The sequence below is a fragment of the Mesosutterella multiformis genome, assembly GCF_003402575.1.
In the GTDB taxonomy this organism is placed as follows: Bacteria; Pseudomonadota; Gammaproteobacteria; order Burkholderiales; family Burkholderiaceae_F; genus Mesosutterella; species Mesosutterella multiformis.
The window spans coordinates 324,317-345,291 of the sequence record NZ_BGZJ01000001.1; the positions used below are offsets into that span (position 1 = coordinate 324,317).

Sequence of the window (20,975 nt, forward strand, 5' to 3'; positions counted from 1 at the left end):
CCTAGCGTCCGCGGTTACGGAGGTAATCGCGGCGGTCCGTGGTGCTTTCACGCTCATTCGCGGGATCCTCGCCCGGAGTTGTCACGTTCGAAGCCGCGGCCTCTGCGGCTGCCTCAGCGGCGGGTGACGACGCGGGAGCGGAAGACGCGGCAGCAGGAGCTGCCTTCTTCTCCGCGTCAAGCTTCTTCTGGGCAATGATCTGGGCTTCCGTCACCACCGGAACCGCGGATTCCTCACCCGGTTTCCCTTCAGGAGCCTTCGGTTTCGCGGCACGGATCACGGCCATCAGGTCATCAAGCTTCGCGTTCGCGATCGATCCCTTGTTCGGAAGGGCTGCCGCGAGCCCGGCATTCCAGGCCTGCTCAATCGCGTCGCGCTTCGCGGCGTCAGAAGCCTTTTCGCCATAGAGGTAGCTGATATAGCGGCTGTCCATTTCGGAAACCCGCACAACGCGCTCCCGATAGGATTCAGCATTTTCTAAGATGGCGCGCGACGTGTTGACAGACATCGCACCCGCGAGTTCAGCCCACCTCTGAGCATTCCCGAACGCGTTTTCACCCGCGTTCTGCGCCTCAAGCGCCACGCGTGAGGCCTCACGGACTTCAGTCGGGATACCGGCGTTCGTGACCGACACGGATTCGATATGGACACCGAGACCGAGGCTGTCCGCTTCCTTCTGGACCCGCTTCGCGAGATCGTCCTTCAGGAGCGCCGCCCGGCCGCTCAGCACGTCATGCACCGTCATATCGGTGAACTCCTGACGGAGCGCGCGGCGAAGCGCCGCATCGATCACTTCCGAGGGATTCACCATATGTTCGAGATAATTCCGGACACCGTCAGACGCGACCTGCCACTTTACGGTGGCGGTGGCGGAAACAAAGCTGCCGTCAGCGGTAAGGAGATAACCTTCGCCCGCTTTCCCCGAGAAACTCACGTCCTGGCTGTGCACGAGACGCGTATCCACCATGCGGACTTTCTCAAAGGGCCACGGAAAGTGCCAGTGCGTGCCAGGGCCGACCAGTTCCTTGAACTGACCTGTCGCGTAAAGCGCGGCGGTTTCGCCGGACGGCACGGAGTAGAAGCCGGCGCCGAGGTACGCGCCGACCGAGAAAATGGCAACGATCGCGACCAGCGCCGCGATGCGGCTCGAACGCCTGCTGCGATCAATCTGGGGGATATCATCCGGGCGCGGGGAATCCGGGGTTCCGGGCTTCTTTCCAGTCTGCTGGGCACCGGATGCCTGGGGGCCGTTCTTTCCACCGTTTGCCCAGATGGACTGCAGGAGGTCATTAAACGCCTTCCACTCAGCGTCAAGGTCCTTTCCGCTCTTCTTCGCGGAGGATTCCTCAGTGTCTTCGGGGCGGCCGGAGTGAGAGTCACTGTTCGGGGTTCCCGGATTGCGGATTTCGGGCTTCTCGGGCTGCGGCTGCGCGCGACGGGGCTCCTCAGGCTTCTGAGGAGGCTCCGGCGTTCCGGTAGGTTCCGAACCGGTTCCGCTCACTTTCGGCGTTTCCGGCTCATTCTTACCTGAAGAAGATTCCTTCTCCGGATCTTTCTTTTCCGGTTCCGGGTGTCTTCCCCAGCGGTAATCATCAATAGACATAAAGAAAAAATCCTGAGGGGGATGTCCCCGAAATTCCTGCGCGCAAGCGCACCCCTGCCGTGCCCCGAAGGGTACAGCCTGCAAGTCTTTCAGTCTAACACCTGATCCGCCCCGGGCACCCCCTTTGGGGATCCCGCCGGGACGGGAAAAGGCGCATGAATCAAGCCGTCGGTTTTCCCGCGCGGCGGGCTTCGGCTTCGAGCTTCGCCTGTTCCCAGGGCTCAAGCTCACGGGCCTTCACCGGGTGATCCTTATGCCAGTGCTCGGCAAACTCCAGAATGGCGGCCCGGAGCTCATCAAGCCCCTCGCCCGTCACGGCGCTCACGCCCACGGAACGGACACGTCCCTTCTCATCCCGAACAACACCGGCCGCGGCCGGAGCCCGGTCGATCTTGTTATAGACAAGGATCGTCGGAATCGTATCGGCATCAATCTGGGAAAGCACCTGATTCACGGAGTCAATCTGATCCTCGCGGACTTCGCTTGAAGCGTCGACCACGTGAAGGAGCAGATCCGCGTGCACGGTTTCCTCAAGCGTTGACTTGAAGGCCTCGACGAGCTGCGTCGGAAGGTCACGGATAAAGCCGACGGTGTCAGAAAGCACCACCATCTCGCTTCCGCCCACCCAGCAGCGTCTCGCTGTCGTGTCGAGTGTCGCGAAAAGCTGATTCGCGACATAGGCGTCAGACCGTGTCAGGCGGTTGAAGAGCGTGCTCTTCCCCGCGTTTGTATAGCCGACAAGCGACACCGTCATCTGATCGCCGCGTGTTCTCGAGCGACGCTGCGTGTCACGCTGCCGCTCCAGCTTCTTCAGCTGGACCTTCAGCTGCTTCACGCGCTCAGAAAGCATTCGGCGGTCGAGCTCGATCTGCTTTTCGCCCGGGCCGCCGGTCTTCGAAAGACCGCCGCGCTGACGCTCAAGGTGGGTCCATCCGCGGACAAGACGGGTCGACAGGTGCTCGAGCTTCGCGAGCTCCACCTGCAGACGGCCTTCACGGCTCTTTGCGCGCTTCTGGAAAATTTCGAGAATAAGCTCGGTGCGGTCGAGAACGGCGATATGAGCCGCCTTCTCGATATTGCGCTCCTGGGCTGCCGAGAGCGGCGTGTCGAATATCAGCACGTCTGCTCCAGCCTCCCGGGCCGCGGTCGCGATTTCTTCAATCTTTCCGCTGCCGAGATATGTAGCAGGATCGGGCTTGTCGCGGTGAGCCTCCGTGAGGCCCACCGGGATCAAGGCATCCGAGGTGACGAGAAGCGAAAGCTCCTCGCTTGCATCCGGCCGGAAATCCCGGCCGAGGCTTACGCAGACAAGCCAAGCCTTTCCGGGGCGGTCATCCCGCTCCCGGTCTACCTGAAATACTGTCAGATCAAGACTCCGGAGTGTTCGTGATAGTGACGGAGCGGGTCGGCACGACCGTGCTGATCGCGTGCTTGTAGACCATCTGCGTCACGGTGTTGCGAAGCAGCACGACGTACTGGTCGAAAGATTCCACCTGACCCTGCAGCTTGATGCCGTTGATCAGATAGATATTGACCGGGATATGTTCTTTGCGAAGTGCGTTAAGGAAAGGATCCTGAAGAAGCTGTCCCTTGTTATTGTTGGCCATAATGTTTTTCCCAGCGCTTCTGCGCTTGTTCTTTGTTTGCTACACCCGCCAATAAAAAAGCGGGTGACGAAGTGTGTGTGCTGACAAATAAAGACCTGTCTGCACCCAATTATCATACGTCTTTATGAGGAGCCTTGCCGGACCCGAGAATTTCAATCCGGCGGCGGAGACCGTCACGGATCGTGTCAAGCGACGCCGTCGCCTTCCCGAGTTCCCCCTCAGAGACAAACCCCTGCAGCTCGCGGACCGCACGGGTGATTTCCTCATCCAGCTCCGCGGTCTTCTGCGAGGTCTCGGCGGTCACCTTGGGCTGACTCGCGCAGAGCGCCTGGACTTCAGAGAGACGCTCCTGAAAGGGTTCATTCATCTCTTTCCCGGCAACCTCGGCGAGCCCCACCTTCCAGATCGTGCAGACACTCGGGCGGTTCTTGATCGGCGCGCCCCAGTAGAGACGCGTGAGGAACCGCGTGAGCAGCGTCCGGAAAACGATCGCCACAGCGGCAATCCCGGCAAGCCACGCCGCAACCATCGGATGACGGAGTCCCACGAACGCCGCGGCCAGGCCCGCGATCGCAAGCGTCACCACAGCCACCGTGAAGGAAACGGAGGGAGCGCCGAGCCCCGTTTGATCCCCGATCCGGCTCTGCGGATAAGCGATAGCGTTCACAAACATCGCGAACGCCGCGGCAAGCACCACCTCAACCGCGAGCAGCACATTCGCGTCGGGGTTACCGAGCGGCACGCCGACCCAGTAGATCACCCCGAGCGAAATGAGGAAGACGACCACAGTCAGCAGCCAGGCTGACAGCTTGGTTCTTTTCATAGTGCTGCCTTCTTTTTACTTTTTCTTGCCGTTTGCGGGCTTCGGATCCGCGTACGGGTTGCGGCCGGTACGGAATTCAATCTTGAGAGGCGTACCCGCGAGATTGAACTTATCACGGAACCAGCTTTCGAGATAGCGGCGGTAGCTGTCGCCGATCTGCTGGAGCGAATTGCCGTGGATCACGATCACCGGCGGATTCGTGCCGCCCTGGTGGGCGTAACGCATCTTCGGGCGGACCTTGCCGGCACGCGGCGGCTGCTGACGCTCAACAGCCTCAATCAGGGCGCGCGTGAGCTTCGGAGTCGGCAGCTTCGCGATAGCGGCCTGATAGGCTTCCTGAACCGCCTTCATGAGGTGGTTGAGGCCGTTATGCTTCAGGGCGGAGATATGCACGAACTTCGCCCAGTGCAGGAACCGGAGCTTCATATCGAGCTGCTGATCAAGCTGCGAGCGGTCGTAGGCGCTCATGCCATCCCACTTGTTCACGGCGACGACGAGCGCGCGGCCCGAGTCGAGCGCGTATTCGGCGATGTGGGCATCGTGCTCAGCGACACCGCTCCGGGCGTCAATCACGAGCACCACAACGTTCGAATCGGCGATCGCCTGGAGGGTCTTCACGATCGAAAACTTCTCGATCGCCTCGAAAACACGGCCCTTCTTGCGGAGACCGGCCGTATCCACGAGCGTGAACGGATGACCGTCGTACTCGAAGTCGATATTGATCGCGTCGCGGGTCGTGCCGGGCATATCGAACGCGATGACGCGCTCTTCACCGAGCAGCGCGTTCACGAGCGTCGACTTGCCGACATTCGGGCGTCCGGCGATCGCGACACGGATCCGGTGTTCGCCCTCTTCCTCCTCGGCGGGCTTCTCTTCCTCCTCATCCTCAGGGAAGGGGGAAAGCACGGTTTCCATCAGGCTCGCGATACCCTGACCGTGAGCGGCTGACACCATAAACGGCTCGACACCGAGACCGAGTTCATAGAATTCAGAGCCCGCGATCGCGCTGAGGCCTTCAGCCTTATTGACGGCAAGATAGATCTTGCGGCCCGATTCGCGCAGCGTCTGCGCGATACGGTGATCCTGGGGCGTAACGCCCGTTCTCGCGTCGACAATAAAGATAACGGCATCCGCTTCTTCAATCGCCAGCTCGGCCTGAGACGCCATGTGGCTCACCACGCCCTCGGGTCTCTGGGGCTCAAAACCGCCCGTGTCGACCACGATATAAGGGCGCGGGCCCACCTTGCCGTCGCCGTAGTGGCGATCACGCGTCAGGCCGGCAAAGTCCGCGACAATGGCATCCCGAGTCTTGGTGAGCCGGTTGTAGAGTGTGGATTTCCCGACATTCGGACGACCGACAAGCGCAATAACCGGAAGCATGAGAGAAATTTCCTAAAAAATAAAATCCGCTGTGCTGTCTTTAGCGGCTGGTTGACCGGATGAACGCCAGTTCTCCGTCAACCGTTTGAAAAATGGCTCCGTCGCCATAGGCAATCGGAGTGGTGTAAATAGCGCCCGAGAGGCGGCCGCGGCCCATCTCACGCCCGGTGATCGGGTCAAGGAGATGCACGTAACCGTCATAGTCGCCGCTCGCCACATAGGAGCCGACGGCAACCGGGGCGGAGTTCTGACGGTACTTCATGGTGTCGTTCTTCCAGAGCTCGCCGCCCGTCGCAAGCGAATAGGCGTGAATCGTGCTCTTCTCGTCCACCACGTAGACGGTCTTCAGGTCAGCCGTCGGACCGGTGACGGCGTCAACCTTTTCGGTCCAGCGGACAGAGCCGTTCTGGGCGCTCATGCAGGTGACACGGCCCTGATAGGAGGCCGCGCAGAGAACGCCGGACGTGACGAGAGGCGCTCCCACGACGTCATTCAGACGCTCAACCTCGGTGATGCCGGAAGGCATCGAGATCGACGCTTCGAACGCCACCTTGCCGGTGAGCGAAATGCCGATCAGCTTGCCGTTCGCCTGGCCGACAAGAATGCCGTCAGCGAAGAAAATCATCTGGCGCGGCGCGCGCACCGAGAGGATCGGCACCTGCCCCTGGTAGTACCAGGCCTGTTCACCCGTGCGGGCATTGAACGCCGTCACGCGGGTATCCGACGTGTGCACGATCACGAGATCGTGGCCGACAAGCGGCGGCATATCGACTTCTGACGGCATCTTGCGGCGCCAGAGTTCCTTGCCTTCGGCGGAGAGCGCAACGACGTTCCCCTGATCCGTGCCGACCGCGACAAAGTAGCCGTCGGAGCCAACGCCTGCCACCACCTTCTCCTTCAGAGAGGCGGTCCAGACCTTGGCGCCGTTCGACGGGTCAATACGGAAGACTTCATTCGAGCCCGCCGCATAGAGTCCGTTGCCGGCGAGTGCCGGTGTCAGGAAGGAGTGCTCAGAACTGCCGAGCTTCGTCGACCAGACCGTATTCACGGAGGCAGTCTGCTGAATCTCAGTGAGCTTCACCGGAGCCCGGGGGCTCTCGGAAGAGAAGAGGGAACAGCCGCCCAGCGCGAGCGCAAGGCCTGCGGCAATTGCGGTGCGAAGTAATTTCTGACTCATGTGCTCTCACACTCCAAAAATGTTGATTGATCAGCCGGCAGCGGAAGACTTGGCAGCCGGGGCAGAAGAAGCCGGAGCGGAGGCAGCGGCAGAAGAGGCAGCAGCGGAAGCCGCGGCAGGCGCCGGGGCGGCTGCGGTGCCGTCCTCAGGAAGCGAATCCAGCTTCAGACGCAGCAGGTTCTGCAGCGGGTCACCGTCACGGGCCGCGGCAATGCCATCCTGCCAGGCCTTGCGGGCCTCGGCGTTCTTACCCATCGCCTGGTAAACGTCACCCAGACGGTCATCGATCACGAGGCGCTCAGTGTCGGTCGAGGGCGTGAACCCCGTGAGCAGCGTCAGAGCCTTGTCGTACGCCTTCTCATCCATCAGGAGACCGGCGAGACGGACACGCGCGATCGCCTCAAACTCCTTGCGGTCACCGTGATCCACCACCCACTGAAGCTTCTGCTTCGCGGTGGCGATATCGCCGTTATCGGCCGCATAGCGGGCGGCGACAAAAGCCGCCATCGGACCGTAGACCGTGGAGCCGTACTGATCGATCAGGCCGTCGGAAATCGACTTGATGTTCTTGCCGTCCTGATTGTTCACAGCCGTTTCAAGCGCCACATAGGCAACAGAAGCCTTGGCGGTCTGGCGGTGGTTCCACCACTTCCAGCCGTTATAGCCGGCGACGCCGACGCAGGCGAGCGTGATGACGACCAGAACGGGCGTGCCCCACTTTTCCCACCAGCCCTTCAGGTTGTCGATCGACTCCTGTTCCTCGAGGTTGTATGCCATGTCAAAGGTCCTTCGTTTCGAGTGCTAAAAGTTCGCTAAAAATCGTATCGCAGGCGTCGTCGGCCGGGAGCGTTTCCTGATGCGCAAACCGGGCATCCTCGCCGCGGTCGCGGAGACGCTTCACGGACACCGTGCCGTTCGCGGCTTCAGTATCGCCGATAATCACGGCAAATTCAGCTCCGGAGGCATCCGCCTTCTTCATCTGGCTCTTCATGCTCGCCTCGCCGCCGTGAACAATCGTGCTCACGTCGAAGTCGCGGAGCGACTCAGCCACGGTGACCGCGGGGTCAAGCGTGCCTTCGCCCGCGTGGATCACGTAAACCGAGCAGTCAGGGGTTTCCGGCTTCACGCCGAATTCCTTCATGAGCTCGAGAACGCGTTCCGCTCCCATCGCGAAACCGACGCAGGGCGCGGGCTTTCCGCCGAGGATCTCCATCAGGCCATCGTAGCGGCCGCCGCCGCAGATCGTCGCCTGGGAGCCGAGACGGTCCGTCGTCCACTCAAACACCGTGTGACTGTAGTAGTCGAGGCCTCGGACGAGACGCGGGTTCACCGTGTACTCGATCCCGGCGCGTTCCAGCTGATGCTCGATCCCGGCGAGAAACGCACGGGACTTTTCGCCAAGGTAATCGATCAGACGGGGAGCGTTATTCGCGAGCTCCTGCATGTCCGGATCCTTCGTATCGAGAATACGGAGCGGATTGAGGTAAAGGCGGTGCTTCGCCGTTTCGTTCAGCTGATCCTGATGCGCCTCAAAGTACTTGAGGAGCGCCTCGCGGTGCGCGGCGCGTTCCGCAGGCTCACCGAGAGAATTGATTTCAAGCTTCACTTCCTGAATGCCCAGCGCCTTCCAGAGGCGGGAGGTCATGAGGATCATTTCCGCGTCGACATCAGGACCCGCGAAGCCGAGAGCCTCGCAGCCGAACTGATAGAACTGACGATAGCGGCCGCGCTGCGGACGCTCGTGGCGGAACATCGGACCGAAGTACCAGACACGGCGCGGGGCGTCGTAAAGCATGTTGTGCTCGATCGCCGCGCGGACAATGCCCGCGGTGTTCTCAGGACGCAGCGACAGCCGCTCACCGTTCAGGGAGTCTTCGAAGGAATACATTTCCTTCTCCACGACGTCAGTCGCTTCACCGATACCGTGCGTGAAGAGGTCCGTCGACTCAAGCACCGGGGTCCGCATCGGGCGGTAGCCGTACTCGGTCGCGATGTCGCGGGCCGTATCCTCAAAGAATTCCCAAATGGCGCTGTCCATCGGCAGCATGTCATTCATGCCGGTTACAGCCCTGATTTTTGCTTTTGAAGCCATCCCAAGTAATCCTTTCTTGCTTCAGTAAATGGTCCGCTACTCGCCCTTCGGGCCGTAAGTCCGGCGGACATAGTCGGTTAGGAGCTTTTTGAACTCCGTATCAATATCCTGCCCTTTAAGGGTGCCCCAGTGCTTTCCGTCCATGTAGACAGGCGCCACGGGGTTTTCGCCGCTTCCGGGGAGCGAAATGCCGATATCGGCGTGAGCGGATTCGCCGGGACCATTCACCACGCAGCCCATCACGGCGACCTTCATCCGTTCAACTCCCGGGAATTCGCTCTTCCAGACGGGCATCTGCTCACAGATAAATTCCTCGATGCTCTTCGCGAGACGCTGGAAGAGATCGCTTGAGGTCCGGCCGCAGCCCGGGCACGCCGTCACTTCAGGCGTAAAGCTGCGGAGTTCAAGCGACTGGAGAATCTGCTGCGCGACACGCACTTCCTCAGCACGCGATTCGCCGGGCTTCGGCGTGAGCGACACGCGGATCGTGTCACCGATCCCCTCGTTCAGCAGAATGGAGAGCGCCGCGGCGCTCGACACCATGCCTTTCATCCCCATGCCAGCCTCGGTGAGGCCGAGATGCAGACAGCAGCGGCTGCGGCGCGCGAGTTCTTCATAAACATGCACGAGATCAGGGACGCCGGAAACCTTCGCGGAAAGCACGATCTTTTCAGCGGGAAGCCCCACATCCATCGCGCGCTTCGCGCTCGCCACCGCGCTTTCCACCAGAGCCTCACGCAGCACGTCAGAGGGCGGCAGCGGCACGGGCCGCTTCGCGTTCTCATCCATCATGCGGGCGAAGAGCTCCTGATCGAGCGACCCCCAGTTCACGCCGATCCGGACAGGCTTATCCTCTCGGATCGCCACTTCCACCATCTGGCAGAAATGCTCGTCCTTCGCGTCCCCCTTGCCAACGTTTCCCGGATTGATCCGGTATTTCGAGAGCGCGCGGGCGCATTCCGGCACATCGCGCAGGAGTTTATGCCCGTTGTAGTGGAAGTCGCCGATAAGAGGCACGCTGCAGCCCGCCTGATCGAGCCGGTCGCGGATCACCGCGACCGCCTTCGCCGCTTCCGGCGTATTCACCGTCAGACGCACCAGCTCGGATCCCGCGCGGGCGAGTTCCAGCACCTGGGCCACCGTCTGCTCGACATCCGCGGTCGGCGTATTCGCCATCGACTGAACCACGATCGGGTGGCCCGAGCCCATAGCGATATCCGTGTTCCCCCACTTCACATGGACGGTCGGCGTCACACGCCGGCCGGGGAGCGAAATCGTCGCAATCTGTGCCATCTTTCCGTTTCTCACTGAAGGATGAAGCGGGCGACCGATCCCTTCGTGTAGCCGGAGAGATCAAAGGGCGTGCCGTTGAGAGACACTGCGCACTGAGTCGAATTGCCGACCGTCGCGCGGATCGGGAGCTTGCCGGTAAAGGACTTCTCGTCCCCTGCCTTGATGTTCCCCTGGAAAATGGTCTTGCCATCCGCGTCGATCAGCTTCACCCAGGAGCTGCCGATCGTACGGATCGTCACGTTGCCGGTGCCGGCGGGAGCAGCTGCCGTGTCAGCAGTCTTCGCGGACGCCGCGGCGGTCTGAGCCGTGGCAGCCGGGCTCGAAGCCACGGGAGAAGAAGCCGCAGCGTCAGGAGCTGACGCCGTGCCGTCCGGATTCGCTGTCAGAGGAGCGTTCGCCGGCATCGCGTTCGAGGGAGAACGCGGGCGCTGAAGCGCCGCGGTTCTGCCGGACGCTTCCTGCATCTGAACCTGAGCGGCTTCGGTGTTGTCACCGCCAAGCTTCGAGAGAATCCCTTCACGCCATCCGCCCCAGACCGCGCCGATCAGAACGATCACCACGGCGAAAGCGAGGAACACGCGGAACCCCTTCTTTCTCGGGCTCGCATGGAATTCCACTTCCTTCTCCATCTTCCGCGCGGGGACTGCATCCGCAGCCGCCGGAGCCTGCGCCGCGGGGGCCTCAGGCGCGAAGTCACGCGCAAAAGCGTCTGTCACCGGCTTCGGGTCCGCGCCCATCACGCGGCAGATGTCGCGGATAAAGGCCCGGACGTAGACAGGTTCCGGAAGAAGCCGCATCTCTTCGCGTTCCATCGCTTCGAGCTGTCCGCGGCTGATCTTCGTGCGGTTGGCGACATCGTCAAGCGACAGTCCGGCCTTCTCGCGCAGGCTGCGCAGCAGCTTGCCGAATCCAGGCTGAGCGCCGGCCGCCGGTTCCTTCGCCGTCTGTTCTTTCTGTTCTTCCATCATTTCTCCTCGGCTTTATTGAGAATCGAGGCCGCCTCTTCCTTCTGGCGGACCAGCCGTATCGCACGATGGGTGCGGTCCTTCACCTGGCCTGCGAGCTGACCGCAGGCCGCGTCAATATCATCACCCCGGGTCTTGCGGATCGTGGTCACGATGCCCGCGTCATTCATCCGGCGCTCGAAGGCAAGCACCGTATCGCGGTCTGACTTGAAGAGACCGGATCCCGGGAACGGGTTGAACGGAATGAGATTCACCTTGCAGGGGACGTTCCGCACGAGGCGGATCAGCTTATCCGCCATCTCGAGCGAATCATTCACGCCGTCCAGCATCAGGTATTCAAAAGTAATGTAATCGCGGGGCGCGTACCGGAGGTAGCGGCGGCAGGCCGCCATCAGATCCTCAAGCGAATGCTTGCGGTTCACCGGCATGATCTTGTCGCGCAGCTCGTCCGTCGGCGCGTGAAGCGACACGGCGAGAGCCACCGGAGCCAGCTCCGCGAGCTTATCCATCTGGTTCGTGAGGCCGCTCGTCGACACCGTGACGCGGCGGCGCGAAATGCCATAGGCGTGATCGTCGAGGAACAGACGGATCGCGGGCACCACAGCTTCCAGATTCTGGAGGGGTTCGCCCATGCCCATCAGCACGACGTTCGTGATCACGCGCTCATTCGGATTATCGGTTCCCGCTTCGCGCCTCAGTTCGCGTTCAGCCCAGAAGAGCTGGCCCACGATTTCGGAGGTCTTCAGGTTGCGGGCAAAACCCTGTTTGCCGGTCGAGCAGAAGAGGCAGCCCATCGCGCAGCCCGCCTGCGTCGAAATGCAGAGCGTACCGCGGTCCACTTCAGGGATATACACCGCCTCAACGGCGTTGCCGTTGCCGACATCGAAGGCCCACTTGCGGGTGCCGTCGGAGGAAATCTGTTCACGCATCGGTTCCGGAGGACGGACTTCAGCCATCGCCTCCAGCTTCTCGCGGAAGGACTTCGCGAGATTCGTCATCTTGCTGAAGTCACTTTCAAGGTTGCGGTGGATCCATCGTGTGAGCTGGACTGCCCGGAAAGGTTTTTCCCCGAGGCTGTCACACCACCTGGTGAGTTGCTCCCGATCAAAATCAAGGAGATTCACTCGCTCTGCCGCCATTAGACACCTGCCTCCACGGCCCGTCGGGCCCATGAATCAATGAAACTTCAAAAAACTGCAATCCCCTCCCTTCACCCGCGGGCGAAGGGAGGGGGTACTAGCTAACTGCGCCTGACTGCCGCCGGATTAGCGGGAGTGAATCGCGAGAGCCGGGAAGAAGTAGGCGATCTCGCGGGCAGCGGTCTCGGGAGCATCAGAGCCGTGCACGGCGTTGGCGTCGATCGACTCAGCGAAGTCGTGACGGATCGTGCCGGGAGCAGCCTTCTTCGGGTCGGTGGCGCCCATCAGTTCGCGGTTCTTCAGAATCGCATCTTCGCCTTCGAGCACCTGGATCATGACGGGGCCGGAGATCATGAAGGAAACGAGATCCTTGAAGAAGGGACGATCCTTATGAACTTCGTAGAAGCCTTCGGCTTCAGCCTGGGAGAGCTGACGCATCTGGGCAGCCACGATCTTGAGGCCCGCGTCTTCGAAACGGGTGTAGATCTTGCCGATCACATTCTTGGCGACGGCATCGGGCTTCACGATGGAAAGAGTACGCTGAACAGTCATTTTTAGTCCAATTGAAAAACAAAGAAACACCGCCGGGGCACCTGACGAGAGGCTGCCCGGAGGCAAAAAAGAATTCTTCCGACAGGCAGCCAGCCCTCAGTTATCCCGAAGGGGCTGCCGGATGAAAGGTGCTTATTTTAGCATGTGTTAGGAGCAGACTCAGGCAGCTTCCGCGGGACGGGAATCCCCTGATTCCGCCTTATCTTCCGCCTTTTCAGAGGGAATCGGCTTGGGTCCCGGCACAAGCACCGCCATGCTTTCGACGTGCCCCGTGTGCGGGAACATATTCATCACGCCGGCCTCAAGCAGCCGCCATCCGCCCTGATGCTGCAGAATCGCGCAGTCACGGGCAAGCGTCGCCGGATTGCAGGAAACATACACCACGCGTTCCGGACGCTTATCGGTCGCGGCAAGCACCTGGCAGACCGCCTGAGCGCCTTCGCGCGGCGGATCAAGAAGCAGGCGGTCGATTCCGCCCATCTTTTTCCAGATCGCGTCCCAGTCCTGCTCAGACCAGGTGAAGAGGTTACGGGCAACGAAATCCGTTTTATCCGCGAGACCGTTTTCCGCGGCGCCGGCCTTCGCGCGCGACACGAGTCCCTCGCTTCCCTCAAGACCGATCACGCGGGCGCTGCGTCGGGCGAGCGGAAGCGTGAAGTTGCCGAGGCCGCAGAAGAAGTCCACCACGCGGGATTCAGGCGTAAGCCTGAGGAGTCTCACCGCGCGGCTCACCATGGTTTCGTTAAGGGCGTGGTTCACCTGCGTGAAGTCCGTGGGCTTGAAGGCAATGCGGACATCGAATTCGGAAAGATAAAGGCCGAGCGCGTTTTCAAGCTCCGGACGGATCGGGGCAGCCGAATCCGGCCCCTTCGCCTGAAGCCAGATATCCGCGCCGTACTGGTCGCCGAACGCGAGGAGCTTCTCCTCGTCCCCTTCACCGAGCGGCTCAAGGTTACGGAAAACCAGCGCCGTGCGGCCGTGACCGTCCACCGCCACTTCAATCTGCGGCAGACGCTGACGGATCGTGAGCGTCGACACGAGTTCGCGCAGCGGATCAATCATGTCGGAAACATGCTTCGGGAGGATCGCGCAGCTATGCATATCGGCAACGTAGGACGAGCTCCGCTCATGGAAGCCGACCAGCACCCCGCCTTTCTTCGTCACGTCGCGCACCGTAAAGCGGGCGCGGTGGCGGTAGCCCCAGAAGGGACCGTAGATCGGGGGAAGGATGTTTTCAGGCTTCGTTTTACCGATATGCCAGAGGGCATCAAGCAGCACCCGCTGCTTGATCGCTACCTGAGCGAAGGGATCGAGATGCTGCATCGCGCAGCCGCCGCAGCACCCCGGCTCCAGACCGAAATGCGGGCAGCGGGGCTTCACGCGCAGCGGCCCCTCGTTATGCAGTTCCACAAGGCGTCCGATCTCAAACGACGTCTTATTGCGGATCCGCTCGTAAGTCACTACTTCGTGAGGCAGAGCCCCTTCGACGAAGACCGCTTTACCTTCGCGATGCGCTACGCCGCGGCCGTCCTGATCCAGGCTCTCAATCTCGACCGTAAAACGGTCGCGTGGTTTTTTGTTTTTATGAAAAGAACGCGCCATTATCGCTTTTCCTCAATCGTCATACATCCGGGGGTCTGCTTCCAGAAAATCAGAAGCCCGGAACTTCCTGATAAAAATGGAAGTACCGGGCGCGCCATATTAGCGGATTTCAGAAATTACCGCAGATAGGGAGAAGGATCGACGGGCTTGCCGCCAATACGCACTTCGAAGTGAAGCACAGGCTTCGAGGCATCGAATCCGCCCACTGTGCCGATCTTCTGGCCGGCCTTCACGTGTTCACCCTTCTTCACGTTGATCGTCTGCAGCTGACCGTAGGTCGTCACAAACGTACCGTCGCCGTGGCGGAGAATCACGAGATTGCCGTATCCCTTGAAGGCGGTTGAGGTGAGGAGCACTTCGCCGTTCGCGGCGGCCTTCACGGCCGTGCCGCGGCGGCTCGAAATATCAATACCGCGGGTCGCGGGGGTGAAATGGCTCACAACGTCACCCGTCACAGGCCAGGAGAGCGTCTCCTGAGTGCCGGGAATCGGGGTCGGTGCATGAGCCGTGGCTGCCGGCACCGCCGCAGGGGCCGCAGCACCAGCGGGAGCCGCCGGCTGCTTCACGCCTACCGCCTGAGAGGCGGGAGCGGTTGTCGGCTGAGCCTGATGAGCGGCGACCGGGGCTGTCGCCACGCGGACCGCCGGGCGCCCAGCGCCCGGAATCTGCAGCGTACGGCCGACCGCGAGCTGGCGCGGATCCGAAATGCCATTCACGCGCATCAGCTCATTCACGTTCACGCCGTGGTTCTTCGCGATGCGGTAAAGCGTATCGCCCGCCTTCACGGTGTAGGTGTTCCCGGATGCGGCAGGAGCCGCGGACGACATAGCGGAACCTCCGGAGAAGCCGCTGCCGCCTGAAAGCGGCACCACCTGAGCGCCGGAAGAGGACGCCGCGGGCGCGGCCGGCACGGAGGCGGGACCGGACTTGATCGTGCCCGTGGTGCTGTTATCCGACACCGGAGCAATCTGAGTCGACGTACAGGCCGTGGCGAAAACGGCGGCAAGCGCGCTGGCGATTAAAAGCTTACCTGCTGAAGACATGAAACTCTCCCCTAAAGACTGTTACGGATGGCCTTTCCCCGGAAGCGCCTCATCAAACCAGGATGAAGTCGCCGACAGCCGGCCGTAATGCGTTAAATCAATCTGCAGCGGCGACACGGAGACAAAGCCGTGCTGCGTTGCGTAGAAATCAGTTCCCGGTCCCTGGTCACGGGGCTTGCCGGCCCGTCCAAGCCAGTACACCTGCTCTCCCCTCGGGTCGAGCTCCGGTACAGCATGATCCGCGCTGTGACGGCGGCCAAGCCTCGTCACGCTGATGCCGGAGAGCACGCTGTAAGGCATGTTCGGAATATTGACATTGAGAAGCACGGGATCGGAGGACTGCTTCTTATTCAGAAACTGTTCTACCACAGTCTGAGCGACTTCCGCGGCAGACTCAAGTTCCATCCAGCCGCGGTCAATCTGCGAAAAAGCGATCGAATCGACGCCGAACTGGTAGCCTTCGATCGCCGCTGCGACGGTGCCCGAATACATTGTGTCGTCGCCCATGTTGGCGCCGGAATTGATCCCGGACACCACGAGGTCCGGACGGTCGTTCAGAATCCCGGTGAAGGCGAGGTGCACGCAGTCAGACGGGGTGCCGCTCACCGCGTAGACATCCCGCGCCACCTCGGTCACCCGGAGCGGCAGCTGAAGCGTGAGGGAGTTGCTCGCTCCCGACTGGTTATGCTCGGGCGCGCAGACCGTCACGCGGCCGAACTTCGCCATCGCTTTCGCAAGCGCCTGAATGCCGCGGGCGGAGTAGCCGTCGTCGTTTGAAATCAGAATGTGCATCAAATCCCTCGTGCAGCCCCTGCGTTCAGCGTTCTTCTGCAGAAGCCGTTTTCAATCAGTAATTGGTTAATGATAATGGCATAGGAACAGCCGGTCACGCAAAAGCACAATTATTCCGGGGTTCTTTCTCACGCCGAATGGCGTCTGAGTCTATACTTTCAGCCATTGACTGATTAGTTGTTCAGATTTTTTCTCTCCCTATCCATGAAGCTATCCGCCTGGGCCCATCAAAGGGGCATTTGCTATCAGACTGCCTGGAGAATGTGGAAGACCGGAAAACTCCCGGTTCCCGCCTGCCAGCTTCCGTCCGGCACCATCGTTGTTGACGATGTGCCGGCTGCCGGCGGCGTGGGGCTCTACGCCCGTGTCTCCTCGGCAGCCGAAAAGGACCGTCTGAAGCGTCAGATGAGACGGCTCGAAGTCTATGCGGCCAGCATGGGCTGGAGCGTCATTGATAAGGCTTCTGAAATCGCGACCGTGACGAACGAAAACCGCCGCGGTCTTCAGAAGCTCCTGAAGAACCGCCAGATCCGAACGATCGTGGTTGAAACCCCGGATCGGATTCTCCCGTCCGGCTTTGATTACCTCGACCTTGCGCTGCAGTCTGACGGACGGCGCATCATCGCCCTTGATGAACAGTTCTCAGGGCACGATGACGAAACGACGCTTGAGGAACTCCTCGACACGTACTGCGCGAAGATCTACGGACGGAAAGGAGCCGCCGCGAAAGCGAAGGCCCTGATCGCGCTGCTGCACGAAGGCGACCTCGATATGCTGAAGGCGTCCGAACGGGCGTCTGAACGCGCGGCCGAGCGGGCCGCTGCCGCCGCAGAACCGAAGGAAGAAGAGACGGAAGTGACGCTCTGATTCCGAGCGGCCGCTTTCCCGCAAAAAAATATCCGCGGTATCGCTCATCAGCGACCGCGGATTTTTTGTGCCTTCATCACGCAGACAAAGGAAAAGGGAGGTAACTTCCGTTACCTCCCTTCCTGGAATTGGTCGGTGGTGGGACTCGGATACCCCTATTTTTAAAGGGGCTAAGCGGATATCATTACCTGTTTGTGGCTTAGTTTGTGGTAATAAATCCCTATGCTCTCCAACAATTAGGGGTAAACCCCTGAATTGAGGGAGGGGTAGGAGGGGTAATCTCATATCCATACATTTCTTTACTCTTAGGAGAGAAACATGCGTACACAGAATAAAGGTACAAGGTCCTCACGCTTCAGGATAACCACTATAGCTATCGCTGTTGCTTCATCTTTTGCCATGACTCCGGCTTGGGCTGCTGACAGCGATATCGTTGATAAGGGAGCTCAGGCTATCGCTTATGACATTTCCCCTGCAAACGATGGTACCAATATTGCCATTGGTAAGAACGCCAAGGTGTTTATTGGTGGGGGGACGCAGGAATCCATGTTGTCGTTCGGGGAAGATGTCTCCTTTACCAACTTGGGACTTTCCATGAACATTCACAGCAACACGGATGCGAAGCAAAACCTCCCCTCTGGGATAGCTGTAGGAACCAATACCTACGCTCGTACCGCCTCTATCCAGATCGGTGATCATACTCTTGAGAAAAACAAAATTGCGATTGGTGATACCACTGCTGACAAACTTCGTCAGTTGGGTGTCGCCGCCACAACGATTGGCACTAATTCCTATACAGGTGGTGGTTTTGCCACGACGATTGGTAGTTATAACGTTCAGTCCAGCCCATATGCGGCCAGTGGAAATTATGACACGCTTAATAACTCAACGAAAAATGCCTTCGCAACTGTCATCGGTACGCTTAATTCCAACGAGTCTATGACGGGCACTTTGTCAAGCGGCGTCGCCAACTATCTTGGTGGTCTGGCTAACAAGGTGACAAACAGCAATGGCGCTGTGGTCATTGGTGCTGGGAACACGGTCAAAGAGTCGTCTGCTGGCATTAATTCATCCGCTTACTCAGGTCATTATGACTCGGTGGCCGCAATGCAACAAGCTTTGATCAACGGAATACAGCAGTCTTCTGGCGGTGCAACTTTGGTCCTGGGCGGGGGAAATCAGGCGGAATATACTCAAGCCTCACAGCTGATCGGCGTTAACAATACGCTCAAAGGCACGTCCAGTTCCGTAAGCCAATACAATGCGCTGAACGGCTACAAGAACACGGCTGAAAACGTTACGCAGACTTATATCACTGGCTTAGGAAACACCGTGTCCGATAGCCAGAGTGACGTTGTGATAGGTGACTATCGGTGAGTGTCAAATGATCTTTCGCCGAAATTGTTCGTAAAAAAATAGGTTGCAGTGTTTGTTCAAGCAGCCCCCGGCAAACGCTTTTCCTCAAGCTGTCCATTTTCGGGGTTAAGCCATACCCTGCCGATCGGAGTGCAGTTCAGCACGGAATCGCCGATCCAGCGCTCCGGGTGGTTTCTGCGAGCCTCCAGCATCGTTTCCCTGCGTCGGCGCAGCACCTCCGCATCTTCGCAGCGGTAACGCTGTCCGGGTGTAACCATTCGGATGCCGCGATGTCTGTGGTGCTCGTTGTAATGTTCCACAAAACTTTGCACCCATTGTTCAGCTTCCTCGACGCTGTTAAAGCCGTCTCGGGGATACAGGCAATCGCCGCTGTACTTAAGCGTACGGAAAAAGGACTCAGAATACGGGTTGTCGTTACTGACTCGCGGACGGCTGTGCGAGAAGATAATTCCGTTCTTCTCAAGCAAAGCCATAGTGGGCGCGGCTTTCATGCTCGCGCCATTGTCTGAATGCACGACAAGCTGTCCGGGCCTGATTCCATATTTTCTGAAGGCATCTCCGAGAAAGCGCACGGCAAAATCAGCATTGTCTGCGTCGAACACCCTGGCACTCACAACCATACGGCTATAGACGTCGACAATGACGTACGCGTAGTAGAACCTGCCCGTGTAAGTGCTGGAGCGAAGATAGGTGATGTCCCAGGTCCATACTTCATTAGGCTTCTCCGCGCTGTAAGCGGTCGGCCTGCTGCGGAGACGGGCTTTCCGGGTGGGAGCGCGGCGCGCGTTCAATCCCCGCGCTCTGAAAAGACGGTAAAGCGTAGAGAGAGAACACCAGTACTCCTTGTTTTCATCCAGAAGCTTGTAGAAAGCCTGCGTCAGGCTGAGATCGCGCACATCCTCCCGACAGAATCGCTCCACGATCTGCTCCCGCAAATCCTCCGGGATTTGCCGGGAGCTCGTAAAATTGCTCCGGTCGAGCCGTCCATCGCCATCAGGGGCATGCCGCCAGTTTTGCAATGTACGCGGAGTAATTCCAACTGCTTCGCAGGACAGCCTCTGCGACAGTCCCAGCGATTGACCGAAATCGACCAGTGAAATAATTTCCTGACGATCCTGGGCACTGATCAGTTTTCCTTTTCCCCCCAGATCGCCTCGGCTTTTTTTGACAGCATCAGCATCGTCGCAGCATCAGCCAATGCTTTGTCTTTTCTGGAAATTTCCTGAGCCTGTCTTGCGTTTTCCTTCTTGAGCTCGGTAATAGCGGAAGCCTGGGCTTCATGCTGTCTCTTGTCTACGGCATCCGGGTGTTTGCTGAACCATTCGGCCCAGGCGTCCACAGTGGATGCGAGATAGCCGTGTTTACGGCAGTATTGACCGAAGTCAGTCTCGCTCAGGAATGCTTTGGCGTTGACAGCGGTATGGGCTTGCAGGTAGGTCACACCCTTAGGAAGCTTAAGGTCGGCCATGGGCTTGGAAATTCCTGTGTTAGGCAGCGTGACGCAGTCTGATTTCTCTTTTGCCTTCTCGAGCCAGTACCTGATTGTTGATTTGCCTATCGAGTACTGAACGGAGGCTTCAGAGATTCGAAGCTCTTTGCTCAGAATGCGGGCCACGAGGTTATCTATAAACTCCTGCGAATATCGCATGTTTTACCACTCCATGTAAGACTGAAAGAGTGGCGAAAGTTATTTTGACAGATAATGAAACAAGGCTGTATCGGCCCAGGATGGGGCTTCAGCTGCCTATGATCCCTGTGCCGCGCAGGCCCGATATCAGAGACAGAGAAAGCATTGCGGAAAGAGAAACATTCTGAAGTCTGACTCGTTGCTGACAAGGATTGTCTCAAATCTGCTGGTTAAGAAATTCTGGTCTCCGGAGCAGATTCAATACCGTCTCAGAAAGGAGCTGCCGAATCTAAGGATCAGCGCCACGACAATCTACCGAGGAATCAATTCTGGCTTTCTGGATCGCTTTGTGGATGGCCGAAAGATGTCCCGACACCTGCGACACCACGGTAAAACGCGTCACCGTAAAGGCATGACCGAGAGGCGAGGAAAGATCCAGATCACTCACAGCATTGAAGAGCGACCCCTGGAAGCTCAGAACAGATCTCGCCTGGGGGATTGGGAAGGCGATACCGTCATCGGAAAAAAGGGCGGAGCCTGCCTCACGACTCTGGTCGATAGGAAGTCCGGCTTTCTCTGTGGCGGGAAAACCGCTTCCAAGACTGCGGCCGATGTGTCTGCCGTAATTGAGAAATCTCTGTCAGATAAGGATCTGCGTACGATTACCGTAGATCGCGGAAAAGAATTTTCCTGGGCTGAAAAACTGGAGAAAGATCTCAGAACCAAAGTGTATTTCTGCTTGCCTCATCATCCATGGGAGAAAGGAAGTAATGAAAATACAAACGGACTTCTTAGAGACTTTTTCCCAAAAGGAATGAGTATCGATAAAATTTCTCAGGCAGAAGTTCAGAAACGGTTCAATGCTCTGAATTTCAGACCCAGAAAACGTCTCAATTGGAAGTGTCCGGCTGAAGTCTTTTATTCAGTAACTTTGCACTTGATTTGATAATTCACCTACAAAAAAATTCAACTTATCCAAACAAAACATGATGGATCGTGCTAACTCATGCGCCGGATTTTCCTGCAATGCGCAGTT

At 59.1% G+C, this 20,975-nt stretch carries 19 protein-coding genes and 1 pseudogene; 3 read left to right on the forward strand and 17 right to left on the reverse strand.

Features of this window, described 5'->3' with window-relative positions:
* Position 1 precedes the first annotated feature (1 nt).
* The 15 genes from M4NBBH2_RS01465 to surE all read right to left on the reverse strand — a co-directional run bounded on the left by M4NBBH2_RS01465 (position 2) and on the right by surE (position 16,068).
* On the reverse strand, positions 2 to 1,603 hold the full coding sequence (locus M4NBBH2_RS01465; RefSeq protein ID WP_116269422.1) for an SPFH domain-containing protein: 1,602 nt from the start codon (positions 1,601 to 1,603) through the stop codon (positions 2 to 4).
* A gap of 160 nt (positions 1,604 to 1,763) precedes the next feature.
* Complete coding sequence (gene hflX / locus M4NBBH2_RS01470; protein ID WP_116269423.1) at positions 1,764 to 2,969, reverse strand: GTPase HflX; 1,206 nt, start codon at positions 2,967 to 2,969, stop codon at positions 1,764 to 1,766.
* 1 nt (position 2,970) lies between these two features.
* Positions 2,971 to 3,210, reverse strand: coding sequence for an RNA chaperone Hfq (gene hfq / locus M4NBBH2_RS01475; protein ID WP_022444160.1), 240 nt, complete (start codon positions 3,208 to 3,210; stop codon positions 2,971 to 2,973).
* A 112-nt stretch (positions 3,211 to 3,322) separates the two neighbouring features.
* The gene (locus M4NBBH2_RS01480; RefSeq protein ID WP_116269424.1) at positions 3,323 to 4,033 is read right to left on the reverse strand and encodes a hypothetical protein; all 711 of its coding nucleotides are present in this window, start codon (positions 4,031 to 4,033) and stop codon (positions 3,323 to 3,325) included.
* Between the two features lie 15 nt (positions 4,034 to 4,048).
* Positions 4,049 to 5,413, reverse strand: coding sequence for a ribosome biogenesis GTPase Der (gene der, locus M4NBBH2_RS01485; RefSeq protein ID WP_116269425.1), 1,365 nt, complete (start codon positions 5,411 to 5,413; stop codon positions 4,049 to 4,051).
* A gap of 40 nt (positions 5,414 to 5,453) precedes the next feature.
* Positions 5,454 to 6,590, reverse strand: a complete 1,137-nt coding sequence (gene bamB / locus M4NBBH2_RS01490) for an outer membrane protein assembly factor BamB (RefSeq protein ID WP_116269426.1) — start codon at positions 6,588 to 6,590, stop codon at positions 5,454 to 5,456.
* A gap of 30 nt (positions 6,591 to 6,620) precedes the next feature.
* Positions 6,621 to 7,367 (reverse strand): YfgM family protein, encoded by a 747-nt coding sequence (locus M4NBBH2_RS01495; protein WP_116269427.1) that lies wholly within the window; start codon positions 7,365 to 7,367, stop codon positions 6,621 to 6,623.
* Between the two features lies 1 nt (position 7,368).
* Complete coding sequence (gene hisS, locus M4NBBH2_RS01500; RefSeq protein WP_116269428.1) at positions 7,369 to 8,682, reverse strand: histidine--tRNA ligase; 1,314 nt, start codon at positions 8,680 to 8,682, stop codon at positions 7,369 to 7,371.
* Between the two features lie 36 nt (positions 8,683 to 8,718).
* Positions 8,719 to 9,975: a flavodoxin-dependent (E)-4-hydroxy-3-methylbut-2-enyl-diphosphate synthase gene (ispG, locus tag M4NBBH2_RS01505; protein WP_116269429.1), complete on the reverse strand. Its 1,257-nt coding sequence runs from the start codon at positions 9,973 to 9,975 to the stop codon at positions 8,719 to 8,721.
* An 11-nt stretch (positions 9,976 to 9,986) separates the two neighbouring features.
* On the reverse strand, positions 9,987 to 10,943 hold the full coding sequence (locus tag M4NBBH2_RS01510; protein ID WP_116269430.1) for a helix-turn-helix domain-containing protein: 957 nt from the start codon (positions 10,941 to 10,943) through the stop codon (positions 9,987 to 9,989).
* The gene (rlmN, locus tag M4NBBH2_RS01515) at positions 10,940 to 12,079 is read right to left on the reverse strand and encodes a dual-specificity RNA methyltransferase RlmN (RefSeq protein ID WP_174703608.1); all 1,140 of its coding nucleotides are present in this window, start codon (positions 12,077 to 12,079) and stop codon (positions 10,940 to 10,942) included. Before rlmN ends, M4NBBH2_RS01510 begins: the two co-directional genes overlap by 4 nt.
* A gap of 126 nt (positions 12,080 to 12,205) precedes the next feature.
* Entirely contained in the window at positions 12,206 to 12,631 is a 426-nt protein-coding gene (gene ndk, locus M4NBBH2_RS01520) for a nucleoside-diphosphate kinase (protein WP_022444170.1), read from the reverse strand.
* Between the two features lie 159 nt (positions 12,632 to 12,790).
* On the reverse strand, positions 12,791 to 14,233 hold the full coding sequence (gene rlmD, locus M4NBBH2_RS01525; protein WP_116269432.1) for a 23S rRNA (uracil(1939)-C(5))-methyltransferase RlmD: 1,443 nt from the start codon (positions 14,231 to 14,233) through the stop codon (positions 12,791 to 12,793).
* Positions 14,234 to 14,349: 116 nt separating this feature from the next.
* Entirely contained in the window at positions 14,350 to 15,276 is a 927-nt protein-coding gene (locus tag M4NBBH2_RS01530) for a M23 family metallopeptidase (RefSeq protein WP_116269433.1), read from the reverse strand.
* A gap of 21 nt (positions 15,277 to 15,297) precedes the next feature.
* Positions 15,298 to 16,068: a 5'/3'-nucleotidase SurE gene (gene surE / locus M4NBBH2_RS01535; protein WP_116269434.1), complete on the reverse strand. Its 771-nt coding sequence runs from the start codon at positions 16,066 to 16,068 to the stop codon at positions 15,298 to 15,300.
* A gap of 204 nt (positions 16,069 to 16,272) precedes the next feature.
* On the opposite strand from surE, the gene M4NBBH2_RS01540 reads away from it, so the two are divergent.
* Positions 16,273 to 16,935, forward strand: coding sequence for an IS607 family transposase (locus M4NBBH2_RS01540; RefSeq protein ID WP_116269435.1), 663 nt, complete (start codon positions 16,273 to 16,275; stop codon positions 16,933 to 16,935).
* 318 nt (positions 16,936 to 17,253) lie between these two features.
* Positions 17,254 to 18,312: a hypothetical protein gene (locus tag M4NBBH2_RS01545; protein WP_116269436.1), complete on the forward strand. Its 1,059-nt coding sequence runs from the start codon at positions 17,254 to 17,256 to the stop codon at positions 18,310 to 18,312.
* A 56-nt stretch (positions 18,313 to 18,368) separates the two neighbouring features.
* Here M4NBBH2_RS01545 and M4NBBH2_RS01550 read toward each other — a convergent pair whose 3' ends face one another.
* Positions 18,369 to 19,460, reverse strand: coding sequence for an IS3 family transposase (locus M4NBBH2_RS01550; RefSeq protein ID WP_116269437.1), 1,092 nt, complete (start codon positions 19,458 to 19,460; stop codon positions 18,369 to 18,371).
* Positions 19,439 to 19,960 (reverse strand): hypothetical protein, encoded by a 522-nt coding sequence (locus M4NBBH2_RS01555; RefSeq protein ID WP_116269329.1) that lies wholly within the window; start codon positions 19,958 to 19,960, stop codon positions 19,439 to 19,441. Before M4NBBH2_RS01555 ends, M4NBBH2_RS01550 begins: the two co-directional genes overlap by 22 nt.
* A gap of 58 nt (positions 19,961 to 20,018) precedes the next feature.
* Between M4NBBH2_RS01555 and M4NBBH2_RS01560 the strand changes: the two are divergent.
* Positions 20,019 to 20,885: pseudogene (locus tag M4NBBH2_RS01560) on the forward strand (IS30 family transposase); the annotation flags it as partial.
* Positions 20,886 to 20,975: the final 90 nt, after the last annotated feature.